Origin of the sequence: Arthrobacter sp. ok909, from assembly GCF_900104405.1 — a bacterium.
Taxonomy (GTDB): Bacteria; Actinomycetota; Actinomycetes; order Actinomycetales; family Micrococcaceae; genus Arthrobacter; species Arthrobacter humicola.
The window spans coordinates 1-20,608 of record NZ_FNJS01000023.1; the positions used below are offsets into that span (position 1 = coordinate 1).

At 63.6% G+C, this 20,608-nt stretch carries 22 protein-coding genes and 1 pseudogene; 6 read left to right on the top strand and 17 right to left on the bottom strand.

Going from position 1 to position 20,608, the window contains the following annotated elements:
- Nucleotides 1–1,787: ATP-binding protein (locus tag BLR03_RS24080; RefSeq protein ID WP_139184580.1), on the bottom strand; the 1,787-nt coding region annotated here is incomplete at its 3' end.
- A gap of 1,751 nt (nt 1,788–3,538) precedes the next feature.
- Between BLR03_RS24080 and BLR03_RS16615 the strand changes: the two genes are divergently transcribed.
- The 3 genes and pseudogenes from BLR03_RS16615 to BLR03_RS16625 all read left to right on the top strand — a co-directional run bounded on the left by BLR03_RS16615 (nt 3,539) and on the right by BLR03_RS16625 (nt 7,567).
- Nucleotides 3,539–4,072 carry a hypothetical protein gene (locus BLR03_RS16615; RefSeq protein WP_139184581.1) on the top strand — a complete coding sequence of 178 codons (534 nt, stop codon included), beginning with the start codon at nt 3,539–3,541 and terminating at the stop codon, nt 4,070–4,072.
- Nucleotides 4,073–4,352: 280 nt separating this feature from the next.
- Entirely contained in the window at nt 4,353–5,588 is a 1,236-nt protein-coding gene (locus BLR03_RS16620) for an RES family NAD+ phosphorylase (protein ID WP_091254817.1), read from the top strand.
- A gap of 346 nt (nt 5,589–5,934) precedes the next feature.
- A pseudogene (locus tag BLR03_RS16625) lies at nt 5,935–7,567 on the top strand (IS1634 family transposase).
- 35 nt (nt 7,568–7,602) lie between these two features.
- Here BLR03_RS16625 and BLR03_RS16630 read toward each other — a convergent pair.
- The 10 genes from BLR03_RS16630 to BLR03_RS25355 all read right to left on the bottom strand — a co-directional run bounded on the left by BLR03_RS16630 (nt 7,603) and on the right by BLR03_RS25355 (nt 14,364).
- Nucleotides 7,603–8,400 carry a hypothetical protein gene (locus BLR03_RS16630; protein ID WP_091254820.1) on the bottom strand — a complete coding sequence of 266 codons (798 nt, stop codon included), beginning with the start codon at nt 8,398–8,400 and terminating at the stop codon, nt 7,603–7,605.
- A gap of 274 nt (nt 8,401–8,674) precedes the next feature.
- Nucleotides 8,675–9,202, bottom strand: coding sequence for a hypothetical protein (locus BLR03_RS16635; RefSeq protein WP_091254823.1), 528 nt, complete (start codon nt 9,200–9,202; stop codon nt 8,675–8,677).
- A gap of 106 nt (nt 9,203–9,308) precedes the next feature.
- The gene (locus BLR03_RS24495; RefSeq protein WP_175460594.1) at nt 9,309–9,455 is read right to left on the bottom strand and encodes a hypothetical protein; all 147 of its coding nucleotides are present in this window, start codon (nt 9,453–9,455) and stop codon (nt 9,309–9,311) included.
- Between the two features lie 9 nt (nt 9,456–9,464).
- Complete coding sequence (locus tag BLR03_RS16640) at nt 9,465–9,752, bottom strand: hypothetical protein (RefSeq protein WP_091254826.1); 288 nt, start codon at nt 9,750–9,752, stop codon at nt 9,465–9,467.
- 43 nt (nt 9,753–9,795) lie between these two features.
- Nucleotides 9,796–10,176 carry a hypothetical protein gene (locus tag BLR03_RS16645; RefSeq protein ID WP_091254829.1) on the bottom strand — a complete coding sequence of 127 codons (381 nt, stop codon included), beginning with the start codon at nt 10,174–10,176 and terminating at the stop codon, nt 9,796–9,798.
- A 6-nt stretch (nt 10,177–10,182) separates the two neighbouring features.
- The gene (locus BLR03_RS16650; RefSeq protein WP_254788557.1) at nt 10,183–10,497 is read right to left on the bottom strand and encodes a hypothetical protein; all 315 of its coding nucleotides are present in this window, start codon (nt 10,495–10,497) and stop codon (nt 10,183–10,185) included.
- Nucleotides 10,478–10,810, bottom strand: a complete 333-nt coding sequence (locus BLR03_RS16655) for a hypothetical protein (RefSeq protein WP_091254831.1) — start codon at nt 10,808–10,810, stop codon at nt 10,478–10,480. Before BLR03_RS16655 ends, BLR03_RS16650 begins: the two co-directional genes overlap by 20 nt.
- A gap of 204 nt (nt 10,811–11,014) precedes the next feature.
- Nucleotides 11,015–11,671, bottom strand: coding sequence for a helicase associated domain-containing protein (locus BLR03_RS16660; RefSeq protein ID WP_091254833.1), 657 nt, complete (start codon nt 11,669–11,671; stop codon nt 11,015–11,017).
- Between the two features lie 214 nt (nt 11,672–11,885).
- Complete coding sequence (locus BLR03_RS16665; protein WP_091254835.1) at nt 11,886–12,788, bottom strand: DNA/RNA non-specific endonuclease; 903 nt, start codon at nt 12,786–12,788, stop codon at nt 11,886–11,888.
- Nucleotides 12,789–13,167: 379 nt separating this feature from the next.
- The gene (locus BLR03_RS25355) at nt 13,168–14,364 is read right to left on the bottom strand and encodes an HNH endonuclease (RefSeq protein ID WP_091254839.1); all 1,197 of its coding nucleotides are present in this window, start codon (nt 14,362–14,364) and stop codon (nt 13,168–13,170) included.
- A 568-nt stretch (nt 14,365–14,932) separates the two neighbouring features.
- On the opposite strand from BLR03_RS25355, the gene BLR03_RS16680 reads away from it, so the two are divergent.
- The 3 genes from BLR03_RS16680 (at nt 14,933) to BLR03_RS16690 (ending at nt 17,197) form a co-directional block, all read left to right on the top strand.
- Nucleotides 14,933–16,138, top strand: a complete 1,206-nt coding sequence (locus BLR03_RS16680; RefSeq protein ID WP_091254841.1) for an IS110 family RNA-guided transposase — start codon at nt 14,933–14,935, stop codon at nt 16,136–16,138.
- 104 nt (nt 16,139–16,242) lie between these two features.
- Complete coding sequence (locus BLR03_RS16685) at nt 16,243–16,560, top strand: toxin-antitoxin system YwqK family antitoxin (RefSeq protein WP_175460596.1); 318 nt, start codon at nt 16,243–16,245, stop codon at nt 16,558–16,560.
- Between the two features lie 40 nt (nt 16,561–16,600).
- A complete protein-coding gene (locus BLR03_RS16690) occupies nt 16,601–17,197 on the top strand; it encodes a recombinase family protein (protein ID WP_091254847.1) in 597 nt (198 codons plus the stop codon).
- 56 nt (nt 17,198–17,253) lie between these two features.
- Here BLR03_RS16690 and BLR03_RS16695 read toward each other — a convergent pair whose 3' ends face one another.
- From BLR03_RS16695 to BLR03_RS16720, 6 genes are all read right to left on the bottom strand, one after another.
- Nucleotides 17,254–17,796 carry a DinB family protein gene (locus BLR03_RS16695; RefSeq protein WP_091254966.1) on the bottom strand — a complete coding sequence of 181 codons (543 nt, stop codon included), beginning with the start codon at nt 17,794–17,796 and terminating at the stop codon, nt 17,254–17,256.
- 18 nt (nt 17,797–17,814) lie between these two features.
- Nucleotides 17,815–18,141, bottom strand: a complete 327-nt coding sequence (locus BLR03_RS16700; RefSeq protein WP_091254849.1) for a hypothetical protein — start codon at nt 18,139–18,141, stop codon at nt 17,815–17,817.
- A gap of 119 nt (nt 18,142–18,260) precedes the next feature.
- Entirely contained in the window at nt 18,261–18,833 is a 573-nt protein-coding gene (locus tag BLR03_RS16705) for a sulfocyanin-like copper-binding protein (RefSeq protein ID WP_091254851.1), read from the bottom strand.
- Nucleotides 18,830–19,090 carry an SHOCT domain-containing protein gene (locus BLR03_RS16710; protein ID WP_254788558.1) on the bottom strand — a complete coding sequence of 87 codons (261 nt, stop codon included), beginning with the start codon at nt 19,088–19,090 and terminating at the stop codon, nt 18,830–18,832. The genes BLR03_RS16705 and BLR03_RS16710 overlap by 4 nt, the downstream gene beginning before the upstream one ends.
- A gap of 166 nt (nt 19,091–19,256) precedes the next feature.
- Nucleotides 19,257–19,721 (bottom strand): hypothetical protein, encoded by a 465-nt coding sequence (locus BLR03_RS16715; protein ID WP_091254854.1) that lies wholly within the window; start codon nt 19,719–19,721, stop codon nt 19,257–19,259.
- Between the two features lie 7 nt (nt 19,722–19,728).
- Complete coding sequence (locus BLR03_RS16720) at nt 19,729–20,607, bottom strand: F510_1955 family glycosylhydrolase (protein WP_091254856.1); 879 nt, start codon at nt 20,605–20,607, stop codon at nt 19,729–19,731.
- Between the last annotated feature and the right edge of the window lies 1 nt (nt 20,608).

A 20,608-nucleotide genomic window follows, 5' to 3' on the forward strand; every position in this document is an offset into this window, starting at 1 on the left:
TTGTTCAGTGATCCTGCGAGGTGCGGGAGGTAGACGGCGGGATTTCCAGACTCCGGGTCAGCCAGTACCCGGTAGATGTCGACAGCCTCCTGGGCGGGTGCCAGTGCTTCCCGGCGCCGGCCGGCATTGTGGTATCTGTAGGCCACCGTTGCGAGCAGTGTGGCGTGTTCCGCGGTACTCGTGTTCGCGTTCGATGCCAGTGCAATCCGGCGTTCTGCGACGACGACAGCAGCTTCGTCGAACTCGAGGTTCGCCCTCGGGGGAAGCTGTCCATCGATGAGCTTGAGGAGATTGGCATCGGTGCCAGCCAATGTGGCAAGACGGGCCACGGTAGCGCCGCCGCCGACAAGCACCAAACCCGGGTTTCGATTCAGGAGCGGCCGTATTATCTGCGTGAGTAAATGGGGCCAACGCGATGCTGCTTCCACCAGCCCTGTGACTGCGGGTCGTATATATATGGGTAGGGCAGGGGAGCCGTCCCGCCAAGCTTGGGTCGGTGTGAGCAAGTGGCTCAAAGCACTAATTGTCCATGGGTCACTAAAATCCGATTCTGGTCCAGCCCCGGGAACAGTGAGCGCAATGTAGTCCTCGGCCAAGCGGTCAGGGGTTAGTGCCTCAAGTACCATTTCCGGTCTGGTAGTCGGGTAGGTGATCTTGTGGTCCAGCAGTAGCTGATCGGCTTCGGGGGCGCTTGTCGCGATTCCGGCAACCTGAACCGCTTGTATGCCCGCAGAGTAAGGCAGGGCCTGGGTGAGTGCCGCGACCACGCTGACGTGTCCTATCTGCTGCGGCGAGGAGGTGATTTTGCCTGAGTTCGCGAGCTGCCACCACCCTTCCCGCTCCCGATCCAGCAAGTAGGTTGATAGCGCGGCAGGGTTTAATGGCGGTTCTGATCCACGGGCTGTTGCATCAGCTACTACCAATGCAGCCATGTATAAGGTCAACGCATCCCCACTGCCTGGTGTTGGTGCGTAGTCAGGGACCGACACAAGGGACGACTCGGTCAGGCCGAGATACGGGGAAAACGCCGCCACTGCCGACCTAAACGCGCGTTGGACGTCCAACCCTTCACGGTCAAGCCCGTCGGACAAAGGCGAGAGTCTGAACTCATCGACCTCATCAATTCCCGCATCAAGCAGGGCCCCCTCCACTGACTTCCACCAGCCCTGAAGCCCCCGTCCCACCAGCAGGACCCGGACCGGGCCAGGCAGACCAATATGGGCGTCCAATATGGCGAGCAAGTCCGGGGTGGGCCAGCGGTCGGCATAATCGACAATAATCAGCAATCCCGCGCCGTCCAGGGACTGAGCGGTATCTACGGCGGTAGTGGCGCCACCCAGAAGGGGAGCTAGGCGGTTATGAGCCTCGACCACAGCCCACCCCACCTGGGACAGATCATGAGCGAACCGGGCCACGAGCCGCGTCTTTCCCTGCCCGCCCATGCCGTAGACGACCCTGACTGCGGTTCCCGCCGGCTTCCAAGCCCAATCCCTCAAATTTTCAAGCTCTTCGCTGCGGCCGACGAGATCGACCACTTCGTACCGGGCCGCCAGTAACCGGCTCGGAAACCTGCGTGCTAACACCTCTGACAACACCGCGGGTCCTGTGCCGGCTGGCCGCAACCGATAATGGGGATCGCCCCGATACGTCCAAGCGAACAGGTCTCCGTCCTTGACCGCGAACACATCACCAACACCTCCCTGCACCTCTTGAGCAATGCCGGGGCTGGCAGTGGGCTTCCTAGAGCCAACGGGGATGTCCCGTTTGAAAATGGATGCCCGCTTCATTGGTTATCCCGACGCTTCGCTTCCGGCTTGGATGGCTTGTTCACGTTCATGGTCCCGTTCTGAACGCCGAATGCATCACCGCGCTCGGCTTTGACCACTTGCATACCCGAACCTGAGTTGCCCGCAGGTTTCGCAGCTCGCAGGCCCACCACGCCTAAGACAACCCCGACCCCGGTCAACACGAATCCCCATATGGCCAGCGCACTTACAAGGCCTTCAGGAGTTCTTGCAGCGAGCACCACCATCACCACGGCGCATACGAGAACGGCTACTGACCCAAAAATTAGGACGCGCCGTAACATGCTTACATGCTCTCATCCGTCCAAGGCGCGAGACCAGAGCTAAGACTTCAGCGCCCTGCATGAACCCCGTGAACGGAATTGCACGAAGTTGTGCCGCACAACGCAAGAGTGAATCTGAACCGGCTCGCACGTTTACCCGTGGGAGCAGGGAATGTGTTTCTTACCAACCCTAGGGATACGAAACGTCCCAGAGCTTAAGCAGCGTTGTCTCGTGCCCTGGTGACCAATTCGCCAGCCGAAAACCGAATGTACCGCTGTCCGCGCTATCACGTGACCACATTCAGCAGATGGTCAATACTCTGAAGACCTTCACCCACAGGGCGGACACAGTGTCTTGAAACCACGGTCTCGAATCGCTAGCGTTTCGAGACGGGTGCATATGTGCCTGCATTGGTAGTGGCTACAGTCGGGGCATGAACCAAAGGGCCCGCCGCACGGGGCCTCGTGCCTTGGACTGACTAGGGCACGCTGAGGCCCTGTTGATTACGGTGACACTGGGGAGGTCCTTGTGGACCTCGTTCTGGGGGTCGTTGTACCAGGATGTGTTGCCCGAGTAACCCGCAAGCTGCCCCGTTAATCCCAGCTCGATGGAGACAGGCTCCTCCATGCCTTCGGGCCACTGGTTCATCAGGTGCGGGTATTTCTTGTCCGGGTGCGGGAAACCGCTCGATACCCGACGGGGGCGGGGAGATGACAGGTGTTCCGTGCTCGCGGGCCGCGAACTCGCCACCGGAAGGCACTCCCCTGGGGACGCGGGGCTGGATGGCCACCGTTGTTCTCTTCAGGCGGGGCAAAGGCAGGCTGGTCTTTCTGCCGACTGACCTGCCTGTGCGGCGGGACGCGAAAACGCGCTTCCAAAACAGAACGCCCCCTCCAGCAGGGCCCGGGGCGGGCTGCGGAAGGAGGTGTCTAGACCCGAAATGGCAAAGCGTCGCTTGTGATGAGCTCGGAGCATCGTGACGGGACGGAAAATAACGTGTGCCCGGAGTTAGTTTTCGACCCTTGCGGACTCTATACGTCTGATGGACCATTGGTGCACCTACAGTCCTGGATTCAGGAGGCAATGATGGCTGTTGACGACGATGCCGCTGGCGATGAAGACCAACTCAGAGAGAGGAACTTGGCCCGCTCACATGAAAACATCCTGCTGCGAACTACAGTAACTTCGATCGATCCAGCTTTGGCGTCAATCCTAAGACTAGGTGAACCTCGTGAGGTCCCTGATGACGAAGTTCGTGACTCGCAATGACATATGTGGTATTTGTTTACGCGGGAACGCTAGCGTACCTCCCCGTCACCAATGCTTCATTCGGGAAATATAGTGCGGAGAATCTCAACTTCACTCGGGGAAGTCAGTTTGCGGGTTATTACCTCGTGGGGGTTGGGGCCAATGAAACCTTTCCTACGAACGCGCCCGGTTACGACACCGTTCAGACTTACACAGACTCCGTGGATCCAAATCTTCAGCAATTCAATGTGCATTTGTCGCCAACCCCTACTCCACCCCCGCCTCCGCCGCCACCTCCACCCGCACCGGCAAAGCATGGTGATCACTTCTACACCACCTCATCTGTGGAACGTGATAACGCGGTGCAGAAATACGGCTATCAAAAAGAAGGAATTGCCTGCTATATCTTCGATACCCAACAGCCTGGCACGGACGCCTTGTACCGCCTTCTAAACAGTCAGAATGGGGACCATTTCTATACGACGTCGGCTTTTGAGCGAGATAACGCCGTGCAGAAATATGGCTATCACAGTGAAGGCGTCGCGGGTTACGTCTACGTCGGCCAGCAGACTGGCACATCCCCGTTCTATCGCCTTCTAAACAGTCAGAATGGTGATCATTTCTATACGACGTCGGCTTTTGAGCGGGATAATGCCGTGCAGAAATATGGTTACCACAATGAGGGGGTTGCTTGCTTTGTGTTTACTGATCAGCAAGCCGGTACGACCCCGCTCTATCGGCTTGTGCAGGCCTGATATCCCACTGCCTGGATAATTCGCGGGCTTCTTGACCAGCGGGCCTACCGCTATCGAACGGGCGGCCGGGCGTCATACCGCCTGACCTGCCTGTGCCCGGCCGCACGCGAATACGGGCGCCAAAAGCACCACCGCCCCTCCCGCAAGACCCAGGGGACCCGAAGAGATGCGGCATCGAACGTAGGACGGTCCAGTCTTCGTGCCGAATCTCGTTGTGCTGCGATCGTTGCGGGGTGCGCCTGAGCCTAGGAGCGACCGAGGACGCTGGCATCATCTACGTATGGAGTTCAATTCAGTAAGGCCGGCTGAGGACACGATGTGCCTTGCGCATATCACGGACTCGCATCTTCTTCGCCGCGTGGAAGAGTTCGCGGAAACTGGCGAGTGCACAATCTGCGAGACCGAGAGTCTCATGCCCAGGGGACACGTCGTGAACGTGGAGCGAGTGGCGCGCGTCGTCGCGGATGTCGCTTCTCGTAGCTACGACCACGAAGGTTTCGTCGTGGACAACGAGCAACTATCGCGGCCGTTACAAACGGACGAAGTTGTGGCGACGTTGCTCGACGGTAGCGTAGAGCCTGCGGCCTTCGACCTCGTCAGTGGCTTGACGAAGCAACTCGTCCACCAGGAACAGGACTGGTTCGAACCGTTCGACGAGGGCTACGAAGCAGGTGTTCAGTTCGAATGGGATGACTTCGAGCAGAGCCTGAAGCACGAGTCGCGGTTGCTCACACCTACGACGAGCACCCGGCCCAAGACGGCGCCGGAGAAAAACTACGCGTTCGTGAGGTCGTTGCTCGTTTTCGCGGAGGAACGAGCAGGGCTCGTTCGCACCTTGCGCAGGGGCACGAAGCTGTATCGAGCGCGCACCGAGCGTGACTCGCGCGCGCTCGAAGAGAAGGTACGAGATTCACCCGCGAGGGAACTCGGTCCCGCCCCCGCCGAGCGAGTGACCGCCGGCCGTATGAACGCTCAGGGCGTTCCGATGCTTTATGTCGCCCTCGACGCAGAGACAGCGTGTGCTGAGGTGGCGTCGCACAGCCCGTACGACGAAGCCGTGGGCGGGGCGTTCATCCTCCAGCAAACGTTGCGCATCCTCGACCTCACGCAGGTGCCACCGCCGCGGAGCGTATTCGACGAGACCCACGAGGAGGGTGATGACCGCCTGCGTTCTCTAAACTTCTACAAGGACCGCATCACGCGCCCCGTCATCCTCGACGACAATCATCCGGTGGATTACGTGCCGTCGCAGATGCTCACAGAGGCGTTTCGATGGTGGACCAACCCGTCGCTCGACGGAATCGCGTTCCCGTCACGTGTGCGCAAAGGTGGAACAAACGTGGTCCTGTTCTTCGGCGACCCGATGTGGTTTGAGCAGCAAGGCCGGCAGTCATCCCGCTTCACGCGCTTCCAGCGAGACAACGAACGTGGCAACCAGGGGCCGGTCTTCATCATCGACCCGAAGACGGTGCGGCGGTATCGAGTGAAGCGTGCGTTGACCGTCGAGCGCCAGTAAGACTGGCCGCCTGTAGGTGCGATCTCGCCCGGTGGCAGTGCAATAGCTCGCCTCGATAGATGCCGTTGGCGATACCAGGAAACGTCAGGTCGTGCGACCGTGTTGGGCGGCTTCTTCTTTGAGGTGCTGGGAGGTCCCGGAAAGTAAATAGCCGGGGCAGACCACAAGGCCTCGCCAGCCGAATGCGATTCCAGCAGCGGGGGCCTTGCCGTGCCCGGTGGGGAGCTAAGTCCTGACTTGGCTCACGGGTCGTGGTCTCCCGATCGTGCAGGGCTCTGACCTGCGGTGATGTTGGCAGAATGGTGCCTTTTCACGCACTAATGGGTTTTGTTCTAGTGTCTCCGGTGTGGCGTTCATCAGGAGGGTACTGACGGCCTCGGGAGCGACGGCTGTGCAGATCGCCGAGTATGTGCGCGGTCGTCAGCGGATCGTGGAGCACGTCGGCTCGGCGCATACGGAGGCCGAGCTCGGGGTGCTGCTCCAGCGCGCCCGTGAGCTGCTGGACAACCCTGCCCAGGGTGTCCTCGAGCTCGGCATCGAACCCACGCCGCCGGTGAAAGGCCTGATAGTGCCCGTCGAGACGGGCCTCTTCGAGACAGCCGCCGCGGTGACGCCGGCAGGCCGTGACAGTCCGGGACGCGTGGTCGGCGCGGACTCTCGGATCTTGTTCGATGCGCTGGCCGGGCGGTTCACGGCGCTGGGGTTCGACGCCCTCGAAGACGAGGTGTTCCGCGATCTGGTGATCGCCCGGATCGTCGAGCCGACATCACTGCTGGATACCGGCCGTGTCCTGCGGGACCTGGGCCGGGCCCCTGCCAGTTACGCGACGATGAAACGTTCCCTGACCCGGGCCGCCACGGGCAAGTACCGCGACCGGATCGCAACCTGGTGCTTCCAGCACGCCAGCACCGACGGGGACATCTCCTTGGTGCTCTACGACGTCACCACGCTCTACTTCGAGGCCGAGGAGGAAGACGAGCTGCGCAAGGTCGGCTATTCCAAGGAACGCCGGGTCGATCCGCAGATCGTCGTGGGTCTGCTCGTGGATCGGGGCGGGTTCCCGATGGAGATCGGCTGCTTCGAAGGCAACAAGGCCGAGACCTCGACCATGATCCCGATCATCAAGCAGTTCCAGGCCCCGCCATGACCTGGCCGACATGGTCGTCGTGGCTGACGCGGGCATGCTCTCAGCGGGCAATCTGCGTGAGCTGGACGAGGCGGACCTGCGGTTCATCGTTGGCTCCCGGATGACGAAGGCCCCGAACGATCTGGCCTCGCACTTCCGCTGGCACGGCGACGCGTTCACCGACGGGCAGCTGATCGACACGATCACTCCCAGAACCGGGCACACGAAGGAGAACAACGCGGATCTGCGCGCTGAACCGGTCTGGGACCCAGTCACGCACCCGGGCTCGTGGCGGGCCGTGTGGGCCTACTCCCGCAAGAGAGCGGCCCGTGACGCCATCACGCTCACGGCCCAGGAGAACCGGGCGCGCGAGGTCATCGAGGGCCAGAAAGCGGCCCGAAACCCGCGCTTCGTCAAGACCGCCGGCGGGAAACGCAGCCTCGACGAGGCATCACTGGCACGCGCCCGGCAACTGGCCGGCCTGAAGGGCTACGTGACCAACATCCCCGCAGCCACGATGGCCGCGTCAGAAGATATCGGCTCGTACCACGAGCTGTGGCACGTCGAGCAGTCCTTCCGGATGAGTAAGACGGACCTGCGGGCCAGGCCAATGTTCCACCGCACCCGCGACGCGATCGAGGCACACCTGACGATCGTGTTCACCGCGCTGGCCATCTCCCGCACCATCCAGGCCAGGACCGGGCTCGCAATCGGGAATGTCATCAAACAGTTCGGGCCCCTGCGCTCAGCGACCATCGCCATCAACGGCACCACCCAGACATTCGCCCCCGACATCCCCGCCGGGCAGCAAGCCATCCTCGACGCGATCCAGGACCCAAAAGTCACGCACTAAGGAAATGAGCCAAGTCAGGTGGGGAGCTAAGTGGGTCAACGGGGGAGGTAGAGTCCTGGACGAACTATCTGCAGTTCAGGTGCTGGGCGGGAAAAACTTGTCCCGGAATGTAACGGATTCTTGGAGAAGGCGCCCTGCACGGTTTTGGCCTTGCGCGCGATGCAGCAGGCTATGTGGAGTGCCATAGCGATGGCGCTTTCGTCGGAGACAAGGCGACCGCTGAGAACCTTGGACCTTCCGTCGTCTTGAGCCTCAAAGAGTGTCAGATACTCTCGTGCCCAGCGGCGGCCATGAGCTGCAGCCGAGCACATCTGCCACATAACAGCAGCACCGAACACATCAAAATGTTTGGACGTCTCTTGAATGATCTTCAGGTGGCCTGGTGGACGTGGCTTGATTTCCGAGAACTTCCAGCCGTGCCGGGAGAGGCAGTGGGTGAAGACCTCCAGCCGAACTTCATCGTGCCCGGCAGCTGGGTCTATAGATTGGTTTGCCCGCTTCAGATCATTCAGGTCGGCGTACTCGAGTTGCAACGACCGGCGTGCAACTTCGTGCGGTGAATCCGGTTGAAGGATCCACAGAGCTGTGGACGCGCTCTCAATCGCCGCCCGGATAAGCGTGTATGGAGCAAAAGTATGCTGCGCCCCGGCCTGCCCCATAACCATCGTCAGGGTGTGCAGGTGGTCCACTGCCGTATGAAGCAGATAGCCGATGTGATGAGATACCTGGTAAGGCTCAGTGACAGCATCAACGCCGTCGAGAATCGAACCCGAGCTGACTGCGACCGTGTTTGGGCCCTCGTCCTGCCACCGACCAATCTCGGCGAAGTCCATTCGCAGAGACCGCCACGCTCGCTTGGACTCGTCTTGGGACAGTTGGCGGCGTAGCCCTGACTTGGTTTCGCTCAACTTCGACTCTCGGGTTTAGGTGGCTAGGTGGTGCGGATTGCGATGGCTTTGGAGCCCTCTGGGATATTCGCTTCGGCGTCTACCTTGGCCTTATCGTACGTCTCGCCGTTGGTATCGACGTACGTTGGTAAGCCGTCTCTGGCTACTAGTGTCAGGATCACTTTCACCCCCATATCCTCGGTCGCCGTGTCTGCCGGAGTTATTGCTTATCGGCCCAACGTTCGTGGGCGGACTGACGGCTGATTCCTACGGCGCGGCCGATGTCCGCCCAGGATGCTCCGGCGGCTTTGGCCGCTGCGACGGTCTTGTCCAGGCGGTGCCCGGCCTGGTTGTACTCGCGCGCTGCGGCTTTCACGCCGGCCACTGCTTCCAGGGGTGCGAGGTGGATTTTCCATTCGTCGTGGATGGCGTCTTCGACTTTGTTGGACGCGTGCGCGAATTCGTTGGGGGCAAGGTACTCTCGGCGGCGGCTGAAGGCCGCGTCAGTCGGGGACGACATTCGCTCCCACAGTTCGCCGCGCCAGCCGCATGTGCAGGCTCCGCGCCAGCCGATAATTTCTCTGTCCGGGACTACTTCGTAGTCCGGCATCATCTTGTCCGGCTTGTAACGGCCGGTGATGCCCTCAACGAGCATTCCTTCGCTTGTGGAGGAGCCTGCGAGCCGTCCGTCCGGCGCAACGGGGGCCGCCCAACCTTCGTGTTCGTTGTCGTTTGATACCCAGCCCATAACGCACACCATCCTGTCAGGTAATCCTGACGGTCAGTATGTCAGGGAACCCTGACGAAGACCATGGGAGGCTTCCAATCCCTGCCCTCATGCTGGCCGGGCCAGATTAGCGGTCGGTGCGGATCGCGAGGAGCTTGTGTCCCTCTGGGATTTTTTCGTTGAGGGCTTCGCGGGCGTCTTCATAGGTTGCCCCCTGGACGCTCACGCGCTCATGGCTGCCGTCGGGTGCTTGGATCGTGCCGGTAATTTCCACCTGAACACCTTATGCCGGGCTGACCTGGAACCCCTCCAGAGCCTCGACTTCCGCGGTGTCGAGAAGTGCCGCGGCGTCTGCGCCGGTGGCCCGGGCCAAGTCGTCCAGAGACTTGAAGTGGACTCGGGCGAGGGTGATGGCCACCAGTTCGAGGTAAGCGGTGCCGTTGCGTTGTTCCAGTTCGCCCAGATAGTCCCGCATGCGTCCCTCCAGGGCGCCGGGTCCTTCGGATTCTTCGGCCGCGAGCCGCGTCAGTGTCACGGCTGCCAGGTCCGGATTGTCATAGATGAGTGCCATGGGCCAACGCTACGCACCCCACCGGCGCGGTCAAGAGGAAGTTCTAGCTCCACCGGAAGGCTTCCAGCGCGCGCAGCAGGGGAGCAGGGCCGCCCTTCAGATGGTCAACGGGACGGCCTCCGGCAAAGGCTCTGGACGAGGTAACCATCCAGAGGGTGAAGTAGTTGTGCGGGATCTGCAGTTCCATCGCCCGTTGAAAGAGCAGCATGACGATTGGGTGGAGTTGTCCGCCGGGGAGGAATTGGAACCCCGGGCAGAAGGTGCCGTCGTCGATGAAGACGCGGACGAGCTGCTGCATCACGGGTTCGGGGTCTTCCATCAGCTCCGAGAGCCGGCGGCGCACCTGCCTGAGGGCCGGCAGCGTGAATTCTGTCCGGATCGCCTCCCAGGTCTGATCGCTGATCGGCTGGCTGCTCGGTGTCACTGTTGCCTAGCCGCCGTCGCTGATGTCTTCCAGCAGCCACTGGGTGGCGAGCGGGTTCCGGCGTAGCGTGAAGGTCCGCAGCGCGGAGCTGGAGCCAAGCCGGACCTGAATGCGCCAGTATTCGATGCTCACCAGGTCACCGCTGCCGACGGAGGCCGTGCGCCGGGTGTCCCACCAGGCGTCCCGGGTGAACCAGTGCACCGGATCGGCGGCCACGGCCCAGATGCGGCCCTCATGCCGGACGGCCAGGGGTGTGCCGGCCTGGGTGAACCGGACGTCCACGGCAACGTCCAGGGCTGTATCATTCGCTACTGCTGTCACGGTCTACGCGCTCTCCCAAGTTCCTGGTCATCATTTCTTCCCGGCGGGTGACCGCCGAACTCCACACCCAGGTCCGGTAGGTCACCGGACCGTCTTTCCATGTCACTTCCGCGGCCTTGGCCGTCCAGGCGTACACCTCGCCGTCCACCAGCTCGGCGCAGTTTGGAAACCGGATCCATGCCTTTACCGGGATCCCGGGGAACCCGTTCTTCGCGGGGAAGTGGTCGAAATCGAGCTCTTCGACCGTCAGCCCGATCGGGCCCGCCCGCCGGGCATACTGCGCCTGCAGCCTGCTCGCCTTCTCCGGGTTCATATCATTAGTTTTGAACTGATTTTCGATTGCATATTTTCTGTCTAGCAAGTGTGTTCGAATATCTGCGGCCGTAAAAAGCGGCCCGGAAGCCGCTGTGAACTACTCTGCACGCAGGCACCGACATTACAGCCGGTTGCACCCCCAGTGTGGACAGCCTTGAGCTTCGCCAGGGCTCCGTCTGCCCACAATGGGCACAACCAGCGGCTACTGCCGGGGAGGGCGGCCTCTGGTCCTCCCTACCTGCCATCCGGGAACGGCGTCGTCCAGGAGTTTGAGTTTCGCAGGGTCGAGTTCGCCGCGGCGGTGTTTGTACCGCTGGGTGTGGATCCACACGCCGAGGGTGTGCTCACGATCAGAATCGCACTCCTTATGGCGCGGCCAGTCGTTGCCCTCCTGCCGGAAGTCCACGAGCTGGGCCAGCCGATGGTGCCAGCGGGCTTCGTCCTCGGTTTCCCTGCGGTTTTCGGCCCACCCCGGCACCCGGGCGAGACCGGCGCTGTAGGCCGGGTCCAGGGTGCCCTCGGCCGCTTCGCGCCGGCGCCCGGACAGCCACCGCGCCATCGACCTTTCCCCCCTGTCACCGGAACGGTCCTCGGGGAGCCGGCCTTCGGCCAAGACCCAGGCGATGACCTCGTCCATTCGGGCGAGGTCCGTGGGGGAGGGGTACGGAACGGCCGCGGCACCGGCGGCGTCCTGGTGTTCGGCCTCGAGGCCAGGGTCCTGGCGGCGGGCAATGACCAGGTGGTATCCGACCGTGGCGGGCTCGGCGCGGACGAGGGCAGCGATGCGCTGCCGGCTCAGTCCGAGCCGGTACATCAGTACCCATTCGGCGTCCGGGGCGCGCCGCAACCGCCTGTCCATGGGCCCCATCCTGCCACGGCCCTTTCCGCACGTCGGGCGTGCACCCGGCCCATAATGCACGGCTTGTGGCCGTCCGCTGGCGCGGCCGGCGGTCCGGTCTGGTGCGGGCGTCTCTCGCAGGGCTTTGCCGTGCCCAAATGGTTGCTTTTGCCGCCGTCGGTGCCTGCCTTGCCGGGGTGGCTCCGGTGCCCGGTATGGGTCAGGCCGGGGGAGGTCAGTCCGGGCTGTTGAGGTCGAAGTCCAGGTCGAGGTCCCGCGGCGAGTTCAGCCGTCTCCAGGTGGAGGTGACTGGCGCGGTGGTCAGCGCGCGGGCGATTGGCATCCGGTCTGCTGCCACGAGCTGGTCCAGGTTCAGGCCGGTCAGGGCGGCAATGTCTCGGACGGGGACCTGGAAGGTGCGGAACGGGCCGAGCGGGGGAGCCTCGTCGATGGCGCCGGGCCGCGGGATGTCGGGCAGGTTCGCGAGCTCGGGTGTCTGGTCCACGATGTAGCCGGTTGCGGCGAGGTCTCCGTGGTGGAGGAAGAGGGCGACCTTGAAGTACCGCAGCGGAATGTTCACACCGCGGTAGGCGGGGTCGGTGTCGCTGAAGATCGGGCCCGTGAAGACGACGATCCGCCGGCCGTTGTCGGCTGCGTTGTCCTGCAGGTAGGTTTCCAGACCGAGCCAGAGGCTCAGGCCCTGGTTGAACGTTGCCGCCTGGGGCGCGGCGTTCGTGTAGTGGAAGGTGTCCTCGTTGGCGCGGGCGGCCTCGTCCCGGGTCTCGCCCCAGACGGCTGAGGCCCGGCGGACCAGGTGGCCGCGGTCGATGTCGTTGCGGGCGTAAACCCTCTCGCCGGTCTGCTGGTCTTCGCGCAGCCGGGGATCGAGCCGCCACTGGATACCGGAGCGGTCCAGGTCCATCAGCTTCGCCCCGTCAATCCCCAGGGCCGTCACCGCGGCCAGGCGTTTGTCCAGCCGCATGAGCACGGAGAAATGCGTGTAGGGCAGAAGGACCGTCTCGACCCCTGCCAGGGTCGGAACGGGGACCGGCACACCGAGGAAGCCGGTGTCGAAACCGGACCGGCCCGACAGATCGCGTGCAGCAGCAGGGCCCGGTCCCAACAACAGTTCATCCATCCCCGGACCCTAACAGCCGCCGGTGACAACGAAGTGAATCAGCGCCGGCCGCCCAACGGTCCGGGGCCAGAAGGTGGGACGGGACTCCGGCCCGGCCGGCACAATGCGTCGGCTCTTTCGCCTTAACGCCCCTGTGACCGCCACGTCCAAAAGACCGCGGCTATCGCCCCGTTCAACCCCACGATAAACAGATCGCCAGCAGCTGACCTGCCGATGGCCAGGTCAACGCCGACCAGCACCAGCGAACCCAAAGCAACCGCGGAAAAGACCACGGCCAGAACCAGCAGAACCCCCCGGGGCGGCACCGCCCTGCTAGGCCGCGCAGCGCGCTCCCTAGTTCGGGACGGATTCACCTCTTTCATCCACCCAGACTAGGCGGCTAGAACAGCTGTAGCTGGCCTTCGGCTATGCCACCCCAGTGGGCTGGCCGGTCCCGAGCAATCCACGCGCACTCAATAGAACAGAATTTCCGTTCGCTCGTCCCTTTGCGATCGGGGAGCTCAAAGTCTTTTCCACACAGGGGGTTGAGGCACTTCTTGACCACGGAACGTGCCCGGCGGGCCTCAGTGCTGCACATCTTCGAGCAGTGTTTTCTGGAATCTGCCTCGTGCGCCCTGATCATAAATGTGGAGTTGCACTGGGGGCAGGTCCATTCGACGCGCGGCCGCCGAGGAATCTCCTGGTCCCTTCCGGTCCGTGGGCTGGGGTGCCGGAATTTTGCGAGGAGATTGTCCGGGGCCAGTGGCCAGCGGCCGCCCTTTGATGAGTTACAGGAACGACAGATTGGCCTCAGGTTGGACAGACAGTGGGAACCACCTTTGACTATGGGCTTGACGTGGTCTTCCTGGGTGGCGCCTTCGATTCCACACATCCAGCAGCGTCCGCCCCAAAGGGAGAAGCGTTCCGCCTTCTGGGCCGGCGTGAACTTGACGACGATACCTCCCGGCGCTGCCCGGTAGCCGTAGCGTCGCAACCTGTAGCTGTCCTTGTTTTTTTCGTAGTAGCCGCGGGCGCAGTCCTTGCATTCGCTGGCCAGTCCGTTGCGGTTGGTCTTTTCTTTCGTGAAGTGGTCGCCTGGGCGTACCCTCTTGCATCCGCTGCACACAGCAAAGATCTGCCCAGTTTGGGCCGCGTGATCCTCAAGCTGCGCCGTCACCGCGCAATCGTCCGAGCAAAACTTCTCTCCAACCGCCTGCCTGTCAACGGGGCGGATTTTGGAACAAACGGCGCAGCCCAACGCGGCGAACATACAGGCCCGGTTGCAGAAGCGTTGGCGTTTCGCCCGATTGGCTTTGAAGCTGGTCGTCTGGCCGCAGTGCTCACAAGTGACGTCCCGGCGCCCGGCCGCGCTACGGCATGCAACTGAGCAGAACCGGGCACGTTCCCGAGTGACTGCCGCCCTGAAGGACTTGCTGCACTGTTCACAGGTCACCTCGCGGGAGGTCGATGCGGCACGACGGCAGGTCATGGAACAAAATCGTGCCCTACGTTGCTGCGCGATGCTTGTGCCGTTGGCGGGGATAGTTTGCCCACAGATCTCGCAGCTATTGCCGGCGAAGACCCTTGTGCGTGGCATGTCGTTGTCCCGTCTTCCAGTGCCGACGAACCCGCCGCGCAGGTGATGCCTGTCAGCGTTAGGATAGCGGCCAGCTAGGACGGTTATACCGACCGCCGTCCTGGGTGGCGCCTAGTCAACGCTCCCCGGAGCCGCCGAGGGGCAGTGGTCCGGCGCGAGTTGGACCAAGGACATGCCAGCAGAGCTCGCACGGGTTCGTCGCGCTCCAGGCCAACGACCAGAGCGGGCGTCCGCTGGCGCGGCCGGCTGGTGGGTCCAGGGTGCGCCGTCGCAGAGCTCCGTCACTCCCTGGCCCTGTTTGTCTACGACGTCTTTTGGTTGCTGTCCTTATGTTGTTACCGGGTGCAGTTCCCCGGCCGTTGTAGGGTCGTGGCTACCCAGGGGAGGCGGGTATGGCTTTGGTTGCTGTGGCCGGACGATTCGTGTCGTGACGGCTTCGAAGGATTGGCCGCCCGCCACCCCGCGATGACCCGACCGCTGATTGAGAGACGCGACATGATCGCCGGATAAGGACACGACGGCGCGGTTATCTGCTGGGCTCCACCCATCCGACAGACTGGAGGCTGTTTTGGTGCACCTATGGGCCGGTATCGATGCCGGCAAAGCCCATCATCACTGCTTTGTGATCGATGCCGACGGAAACCGTCTGCTCTCCCAACGAGTCCCCAACGATGAACCGGCCCTGCTCCAACTCCTCGCCGCCGTCCTCAAACTGGCCGACGGCAATGAGGTGGTCTGGGCGACCGACTTAAATCACGGCGGGCCGGCGCTGCTGATCGCCCTGCTCGTCGGTCACGGCCAGGACATCCTCTACATTCCCGGCCGGACCGTGCACCACGCCTCCAAAATTTACCGCGGCGACGGCAAAACGGACGCGAAAGATGCCGCCGTGATCGCCGACCAGGCCAGGATGCGCCGCGACCTGCAGCCGCTGCGGGCCGGGGATGAGATCAGCACCGGGCTGCGGATCCTCACCGCCCGGCGTGCTGACAAGTCCGCGGACAGGGTCCGGGCGATCAACCGCCTGCAGGCCCAGCTGCTCGAATACTTCCCCGCGCTGGAGCGTGCCTACGACTACAGCCGCTCCAAAGCGGCCCTGTTGCTGCTGACCAAACACCGGACCCCGGACGGGATCCGCCGCGCCGGCCAGGCCAGGATCCACGCCTGGCTGAAGAAGCAGGGTGCCCGGTCTTCGGCTGCCGTCGCCGCAGCAGCAGTCGAGGCCGCGAAGTCCCAGTACACCACGGTTCCGGCCCAGCACATGGGGGAGGGGATCGTCGCCGCCCTCGCCCGGGAAATTCTCGCCCTGAACGAGGAACTGGCAGAACTCGACGCGCTGATCAGCGAGAAAGTCGCCGAACACCGGCACACAGAAGTGCTGCTTAGCATGCCCGGCTTCGGGCCCGTCCTCGCCGCCGAATTCCTCGGTGCCACCGGCGGCGATCTCACCGTCTTCCAGACCGCCGACCGGTTCGCCGGCGTTGTCGGACTGGCGCCTGCGCCGCGGGACTCAGGGAGGATCACCGGCAACCACCACCGGCCCAGACGTTACGACCGGCGGCTCCTGCGCGTCTTCTACCTCTCTGGGCTCTCGGCACTGAAGTCATGTCCCGCCTCGCGTGGCTATTACGACCGAAAACGTGTGGAAGGAAAATCCCATATTCAGGCAATGCTCTCGCTTGCACGGCGGCGGCTCAATGTCCTCTGGGCCATGCTCCGTGACGGCACAACTTACACTCGAGTGCCGCTTCCGGCGGCGAGGATTGCTACCTGACTCCTCCTAGGCAGCGCCTAGAGTTACGTCATCGGTTGCGGCTGTTCCGCTCCCGGATCGGAGGGGCCATGGCAGGAATTCGGCGAGACACGTACAAAGACGGAATGCCTATGGGTGAAGGCCCGATCCTTGACGGGAAGAAGCACGGCAAGTGGTGCAATTGGTACCGCAACGGCCAGGTTAAAGCCGAAGGCAACTTCGTTCAGGGCGAGTTTGACGGGAGCTGGACGTGGTGGCGGGAAAACGGGGAGTTGCTCCAAAAAGGCAATTTCGTAGACGGCAAGCAGAGTGGCACGTGGCAGCGCTGGCATGACAACGGTGCTCTTATGGATGAGGGCATGTGGCACGCTGGCAAGCGCAGTGGCGACTGGGTGTTCTACAACCCGGACGGATCCATCAGAAAGAAGCAAACATTCCGGTAGCCGGAGTTGTGCGACGGGGAACGCCGATGCCGTCGGATACATGCGCGTCTCAAAGGCCGACGGCTCTCAGGCCACCGACCTGCAGCGGGACGTACTCCTGGCCGCGGGCATCAACGAGGACTCCCTCTACGAGGCCAGGGCCTCCGGGAAGAAGGATGACCGGCCCCAGCTCGCCGCGTGCCTCAAAGCCCTGCGCCACGGGGACACCCTGGTCGTCTGGAAACTCGACCGGCTCGGCCGGGACCTGCGGCATCTGGTCAACATCGTCCACGACCTGACCGAGCGCGGCATCGGGCTGAAGGTTCTCACCGGGCAGGGCGCTGCTATCGACACCACTACCGCCTCCGGGAAGCTGGTCTTCGGGATCTTCGCCGCCCTGGCCGAGTTCGAGTGCGAACTGATCTCCGAACGTGCTCTCGCTGGCCTCGCCTCTGCCCGGGCCCGCGGCCGTAACGGCGGGCGCCCTTACAAGATGACCCCGGCGAAACTCCGCCTTGCCATGGCCTCCATGGGCAAGCCTGAGACCAAGGTCAGCGACCTCTGCACCGAACTCGGCATCACCTGGCAGACCCTGTACCGGCACGTGTCGCCTACCGGCGAGCTGCGACCGGACGGTGAAAAGCTACTGTCGCGGTAGGCGGTCAGTGAAGTGTGGGGGGCGCGGCTGGGTCTATTGCGCGGCGGAAGGCGGTTTCAGGGCCTGCCGGGTCCGTCCGGGTGGCGGAGGTTTAGCTGTTTGGCGTGGAAGTCGAAGTGAAGCGTGGGATAGGCGTAGACGTCGTGGAGCGTCATGTCGGGTTTGAAGTAGGGGTCCCACCTGTCGGGGAACGGCATTGATCGGGAGAGGGATCTCAGGCTCTCGCGTTCCAGGCGCCGTGACAGGGCATTGATCGTTCGTTCCAGTTTCCGTCCCATCCGGCGCCGGTTGTAGACGAGGGCGGCGGCACGGGAGCCCCAATAGTTCACGACATCGAACGGGCGGGTGCCTGCGTTCAGCGCGGCGGCGAACGCAGTGCCGGCGGGCCTGGGGAGGTGGCTGACGACCCGGACGAGGGGAAGCAGGGCGCGGACAACCATGTATCCGAAGACCATGTGGAACAGCAGTTCTTCATTGGTCCACCGTGTTCCGTTGCTCCTGCGGTGAAGTTCCGCGGTCGTTGTGCTCCCGAGCCAGGTGTCGAGGTCGTGGGCGGCGCGGAGGTACCCGGCCTTAATCTCGTCCTTTGCTGGCTCCATGGTGTGCACGACTTCGTCCTAGGTCGGGAGCCGGCTCTGTGGCCCGGCGCGGCGGATCGCTTTGCGGAGGGATTCCAGGTCTGGTTGCCCTGACAATCCGCGCTGGCTTGGATACACCCGGCATGTGAGGGCCGGTGCCGTGCTTGTCGGGAAGAGATCTGTGCCGTCGATGATGAAGGAGGGTGATCCGTGGAATGACGCTGCTGCCGCGTCGGCGTCTGTGGTGATTTCCGTGACCTCGAGCAGCGCCGGATCGATGCCCTCCCGGGACAGAGCACTGGCGAACAATTCCCGGGCCGAGCGGCTGTGGGGGCAACCCGGAATGGTCAGCAGTTCGATGTGCATGACCTCATTATTGCCCCCCTGAGGTCAACGCAGGAGCTCAGGTTCCTCATCTGATCGCAGGCGCCCGCCGTCGGGCCTCGGGCCTCAAGGGCTTGCGGTGTCGAGAGTTCCCGAAGGGGCTAGCTGACCGTGAGCTGGGTGTACATCCCGGCGGCGTAGTGGCCGGGGAGGTTGCAGACCAGTTCATAGCGACCTGGCGGCAGCGTGAGGGTTACCCAGCCTGAGGTGCCGGGCAGGATTCCTTGTCCGGTACCTTCCGCGCAGGTGTTGGACGCTTCCCCGAGGCTGCCGGCCTCATCGATCTTGGCGTCCGCGCCGATCTGGCGGGTGCCGGGAATCTGGTTTTCGGGAAGGGGAAGGATGACGAGTTCGTGGCTGATGGTGCCGGCATTGGCGACCAGGAAGGACACCGTGCCGTGTGACACCGTGCTTCGGTCTGCCGTCATCCGCATGGCGCCGCCCATCATGCCGTTGGGCCGGCGCATCATGGGCCCGCCCATATTGGTCAGCGAAACGCTGACGACCGGTCCGGGAAGATCCGGTGCCACGCAGCGGGTCCGGGACAGAAAACCTGTGCCCCCCGGGTTCATAAGAGTGCCCGCGACACCGACCGCCACCAGAGACAGCGCGGTCAGAAGGATCACGGCTGCTGCCCCGAGGATGACCTGCCCGCGGCGGGAAGGGCTCTTCATTCCTGCCGCCTGAGCGCCGTGCGCCGGGCGGTTAACTCCTGCTCGTCGATTTCCCCGCGGGCGAAGCGCTCATTGAGAATACGTTCGGCGTCGTGGTGCGGCGGCCGCGGCGCGGCCGGCCCCTCACCCGGATGGGGCCGCCGGAGCAGGAGCACAACGACAGTGACCACCCCGCCCCAGAAAATCAGCATCAACAGGGCCATGGCCACCCACGCGCCGATACCCCAGCCATTCCCGTCCCAGCCATACATCATCATCAGACCTCCTCTTGTGAAACTACGTCCGGGCCGCCTCCCGGGACAGTGCCCAACGGCCCGGAGGGCATTCACAGTCACCTCCGGAATCCGGGCATGGCCGGTCCCTGTGGCGGGTCGCAGGATCGCCGGACCCCGTTCCTCAGGACTCGGAGCGGGGCCACACAGCCTAGCGAAGTATCAATCCGGCCACCACGGTGATTAGACCCAGAAGAAGGAGCAGAAGGCGGAGGAACGTGCCGATGTATTCGGCGGCTTTGACTTGGGCAGGCTCCGCCGGCCTCGGAAGGCCGTAGAGTACGGCGCCGAGCCACAGCTGGTACCGGAGGACCTCGTCACGGAAGATGGACCACACGACGGCGAGGACCATCATGGCAAGCCCGAGCTCCACGGTGACGCTGCTACCGGCGGAGGAGGAGGATGTGCCGATCCCGTATGAGGCGGCAACGTCCAGACCTGCCGCGGCCAGCAGGATGCAGCCGCTCAGTTCCCAGCGGCGCACTGTCCGCCTGGCCCGGGTGGTCTCCGGACGGGGCCGGGCGCCTTTCCGGCCCGGACCGGCCAAGGCCATCCAGAGAGCTATGGCGACGGAAACGATAGAACCTCCAAGCAGGACCATGATCGAGTCGCGCATCGAGGGGTCAGGGGGCGTTGGCGGGACGGAACGTCGTTCCGCCGTCGGTGGAGACGACCAGCCCGCTGGCAGTGGCGGCCCAGATCGCCAGCTTTGCATCCGGGCCCTTCACTGCCGCCACAGCCTGGACCGTGTCCTGGATTTTGCCCTTGCGGGTCCAGGTCGCACCGGCGTCCGCGGAGGAGTGGACGGACCCGTCCGGTTCGACTCCAACCGCCTCGGCGGGGCCGGCGAAGGCGGCGAACTGGACCACGGGTCTGGAGGCCACCCTGGTCCAGGTTCTACCGCCGTCCGTTGAGCGGCGGATCCCTTGCGGGGTGGTGGCCAGGACGGTGTCGCTGCTGGGGTTTCCGGCGAGGACGGCTGGGACGAAATCCGCGGCCACCGTGGTCCAGGTCGTACCGTCCGGGCTGGTGCGCAGTGCTCCGTCGAAGCCGACGATCCCGGATCTGGTCACGGTGAGCGCATGGAAGTCGGATTCACCCTGACGGGAGAGCTGCTCCCACGTTTCACCGGCGTCGGTGGATCTGATCAGCCCGATCGGATTGGGAAGGCTGGAGCCTTCCCCGGGGTGTCCGGATGCGTAAAGGACGCCGTGGTCCGTGCCGCCGGTGAAACCCATCAGGTCGTTGGTCGCGCCGATCTTGGCAGCGGGCTGTTTCGTGACGTCGAACAGTCCATCGTGCGTGGCCAGAAGCACTTGGCCGGTTTCGCTGCTGACGCTCAGCCCGTGAACATGGGCGTCAGGCAGGCCGCTGCCGGTGCCGGCCGGTGAGGGTGCTGCCGCGCCGGAGGAGGGACTGCATGCCGAGAGGGCAAATATGAGGCTGGCGCCGGCTGCCAGGACGGCTGTGGCGCGGCGCCGGGGACGGGCGGGACGGGGCATG

Bases quoted from the DNA above. Each gene is read 5' to 3' on its own strand.
- BLR03_RS16620 (WP_091254817.1), top strand. From the start codon at position 4,353: ATGGAGTTCAATTCAGTAAGGCCGGCTGAGGACACGATGTGCCTTGCG.
- BLR03_RS16630 (WP_091254820.1), bottom strand. From the start codon at position 8,400: ATGGACTTCGCCGAGATTGGTCGGTGGCAGGACGAGGGCCCAAACACG.
- BLR03_RS16635 (WP_091254823.1), bottom strand. From the start codon at position 9,202: ATGGGCTGGGTATCAAACGACAACGAACACGAAGGTTGGGCGGCCCCC.
- BLR03_RS16640 (WP_091254826.1), bottom strand. From the start codon at position 9,752: ATGGCACTCATCTATGACAATCCGGACCTGGCAGCCGTGACACTGACG.
- BLR03_RS16655 (WP_091254831.1), bottom strand. From the start codon at position 10,810: ATGAACCCGGAGAAGGCGAGCAGGCTGCAGGCGCAGTATGCCCGGCGG.
- BLR03_RS16660 (WP_091254833.1), bottom strand. From the start codon at position 11,671: ATGGACAGGCGGTTGCGGCGCGCCCCGGACGCCGAATGGGTACTGATG.
- BLR03_RS16665 (WP_091254835.1), bottom strand. From the start codon at position 12,788: ATGGATGAACTGTTGTTGGGACCGGGCCCTGCTGCTGCACGCGATCTG.
- BLR03_RS25355 (WP_091254839.1), bottom strand. From the start codon at position 14,364: ATGCCACGCACAAGGGTCTTCGCCGGCAATAGCTGCGAGATCTGTGGG.
- BLR03_RS16685 (WP_175460596.1), top strand. From the start codon at position 16,243: ATGCCTATGGGTGAAGGCCCGATCCTTGACGGGAAGAAGCACGGCAAG.
- BLR03_RS16690 (WP_091254847.1), top strand. From the start codon at position 16,601: ATGCGCGTCTCAAAGGCCGACGGCTCTCAGGCCACCGACCTGCAGCGG.
- BLR03_RS16695 (WP_091254966.1), bottom strand. From the start codon at position 17,796: ATGGAGCCAGCAAAGGACGAGATTAAGGCCGGGTACCTCCGCGCCGCC.
- BLR03_RS16700 (WP_091254849.1), bottom strand. From the start codon at position 18,141: ATGCACATCGAACTGCTGACCATTCCGGGTTGCCCCCACAGCCGCTCG.
- BLR03_RS16705 (WP_091254851.1), bottom strand. From the start codon at position 18,833: ATGAAGAGCCCTTCCCGCCGCGGGCAGGTCATCCTCGGGGCAGCAGCC.
- BLR03_RS16710 (WP_254788558.1), bottom strand. From the start codon at position 19,090: ATGATGATGTATGGCTGGGACGGGAATGGCTGGGGTATCGGCGCGTGG.
- BLR03_RS16715 (WP_091254854.1), bottom strand. From the start codon at position 19,721: ATGCGCGACTCGATCATGGTCCTGCTTGGAGGTTCTATCGTTTCCGTC.
- BLR03_RS16720 (WP_091254856.1), bottom strand. From the start codon at position 20,607: ATGCCCCGTCCCGCCCGTCCCCGGCGCCGCGCCACAGCCGTCCTGGCA.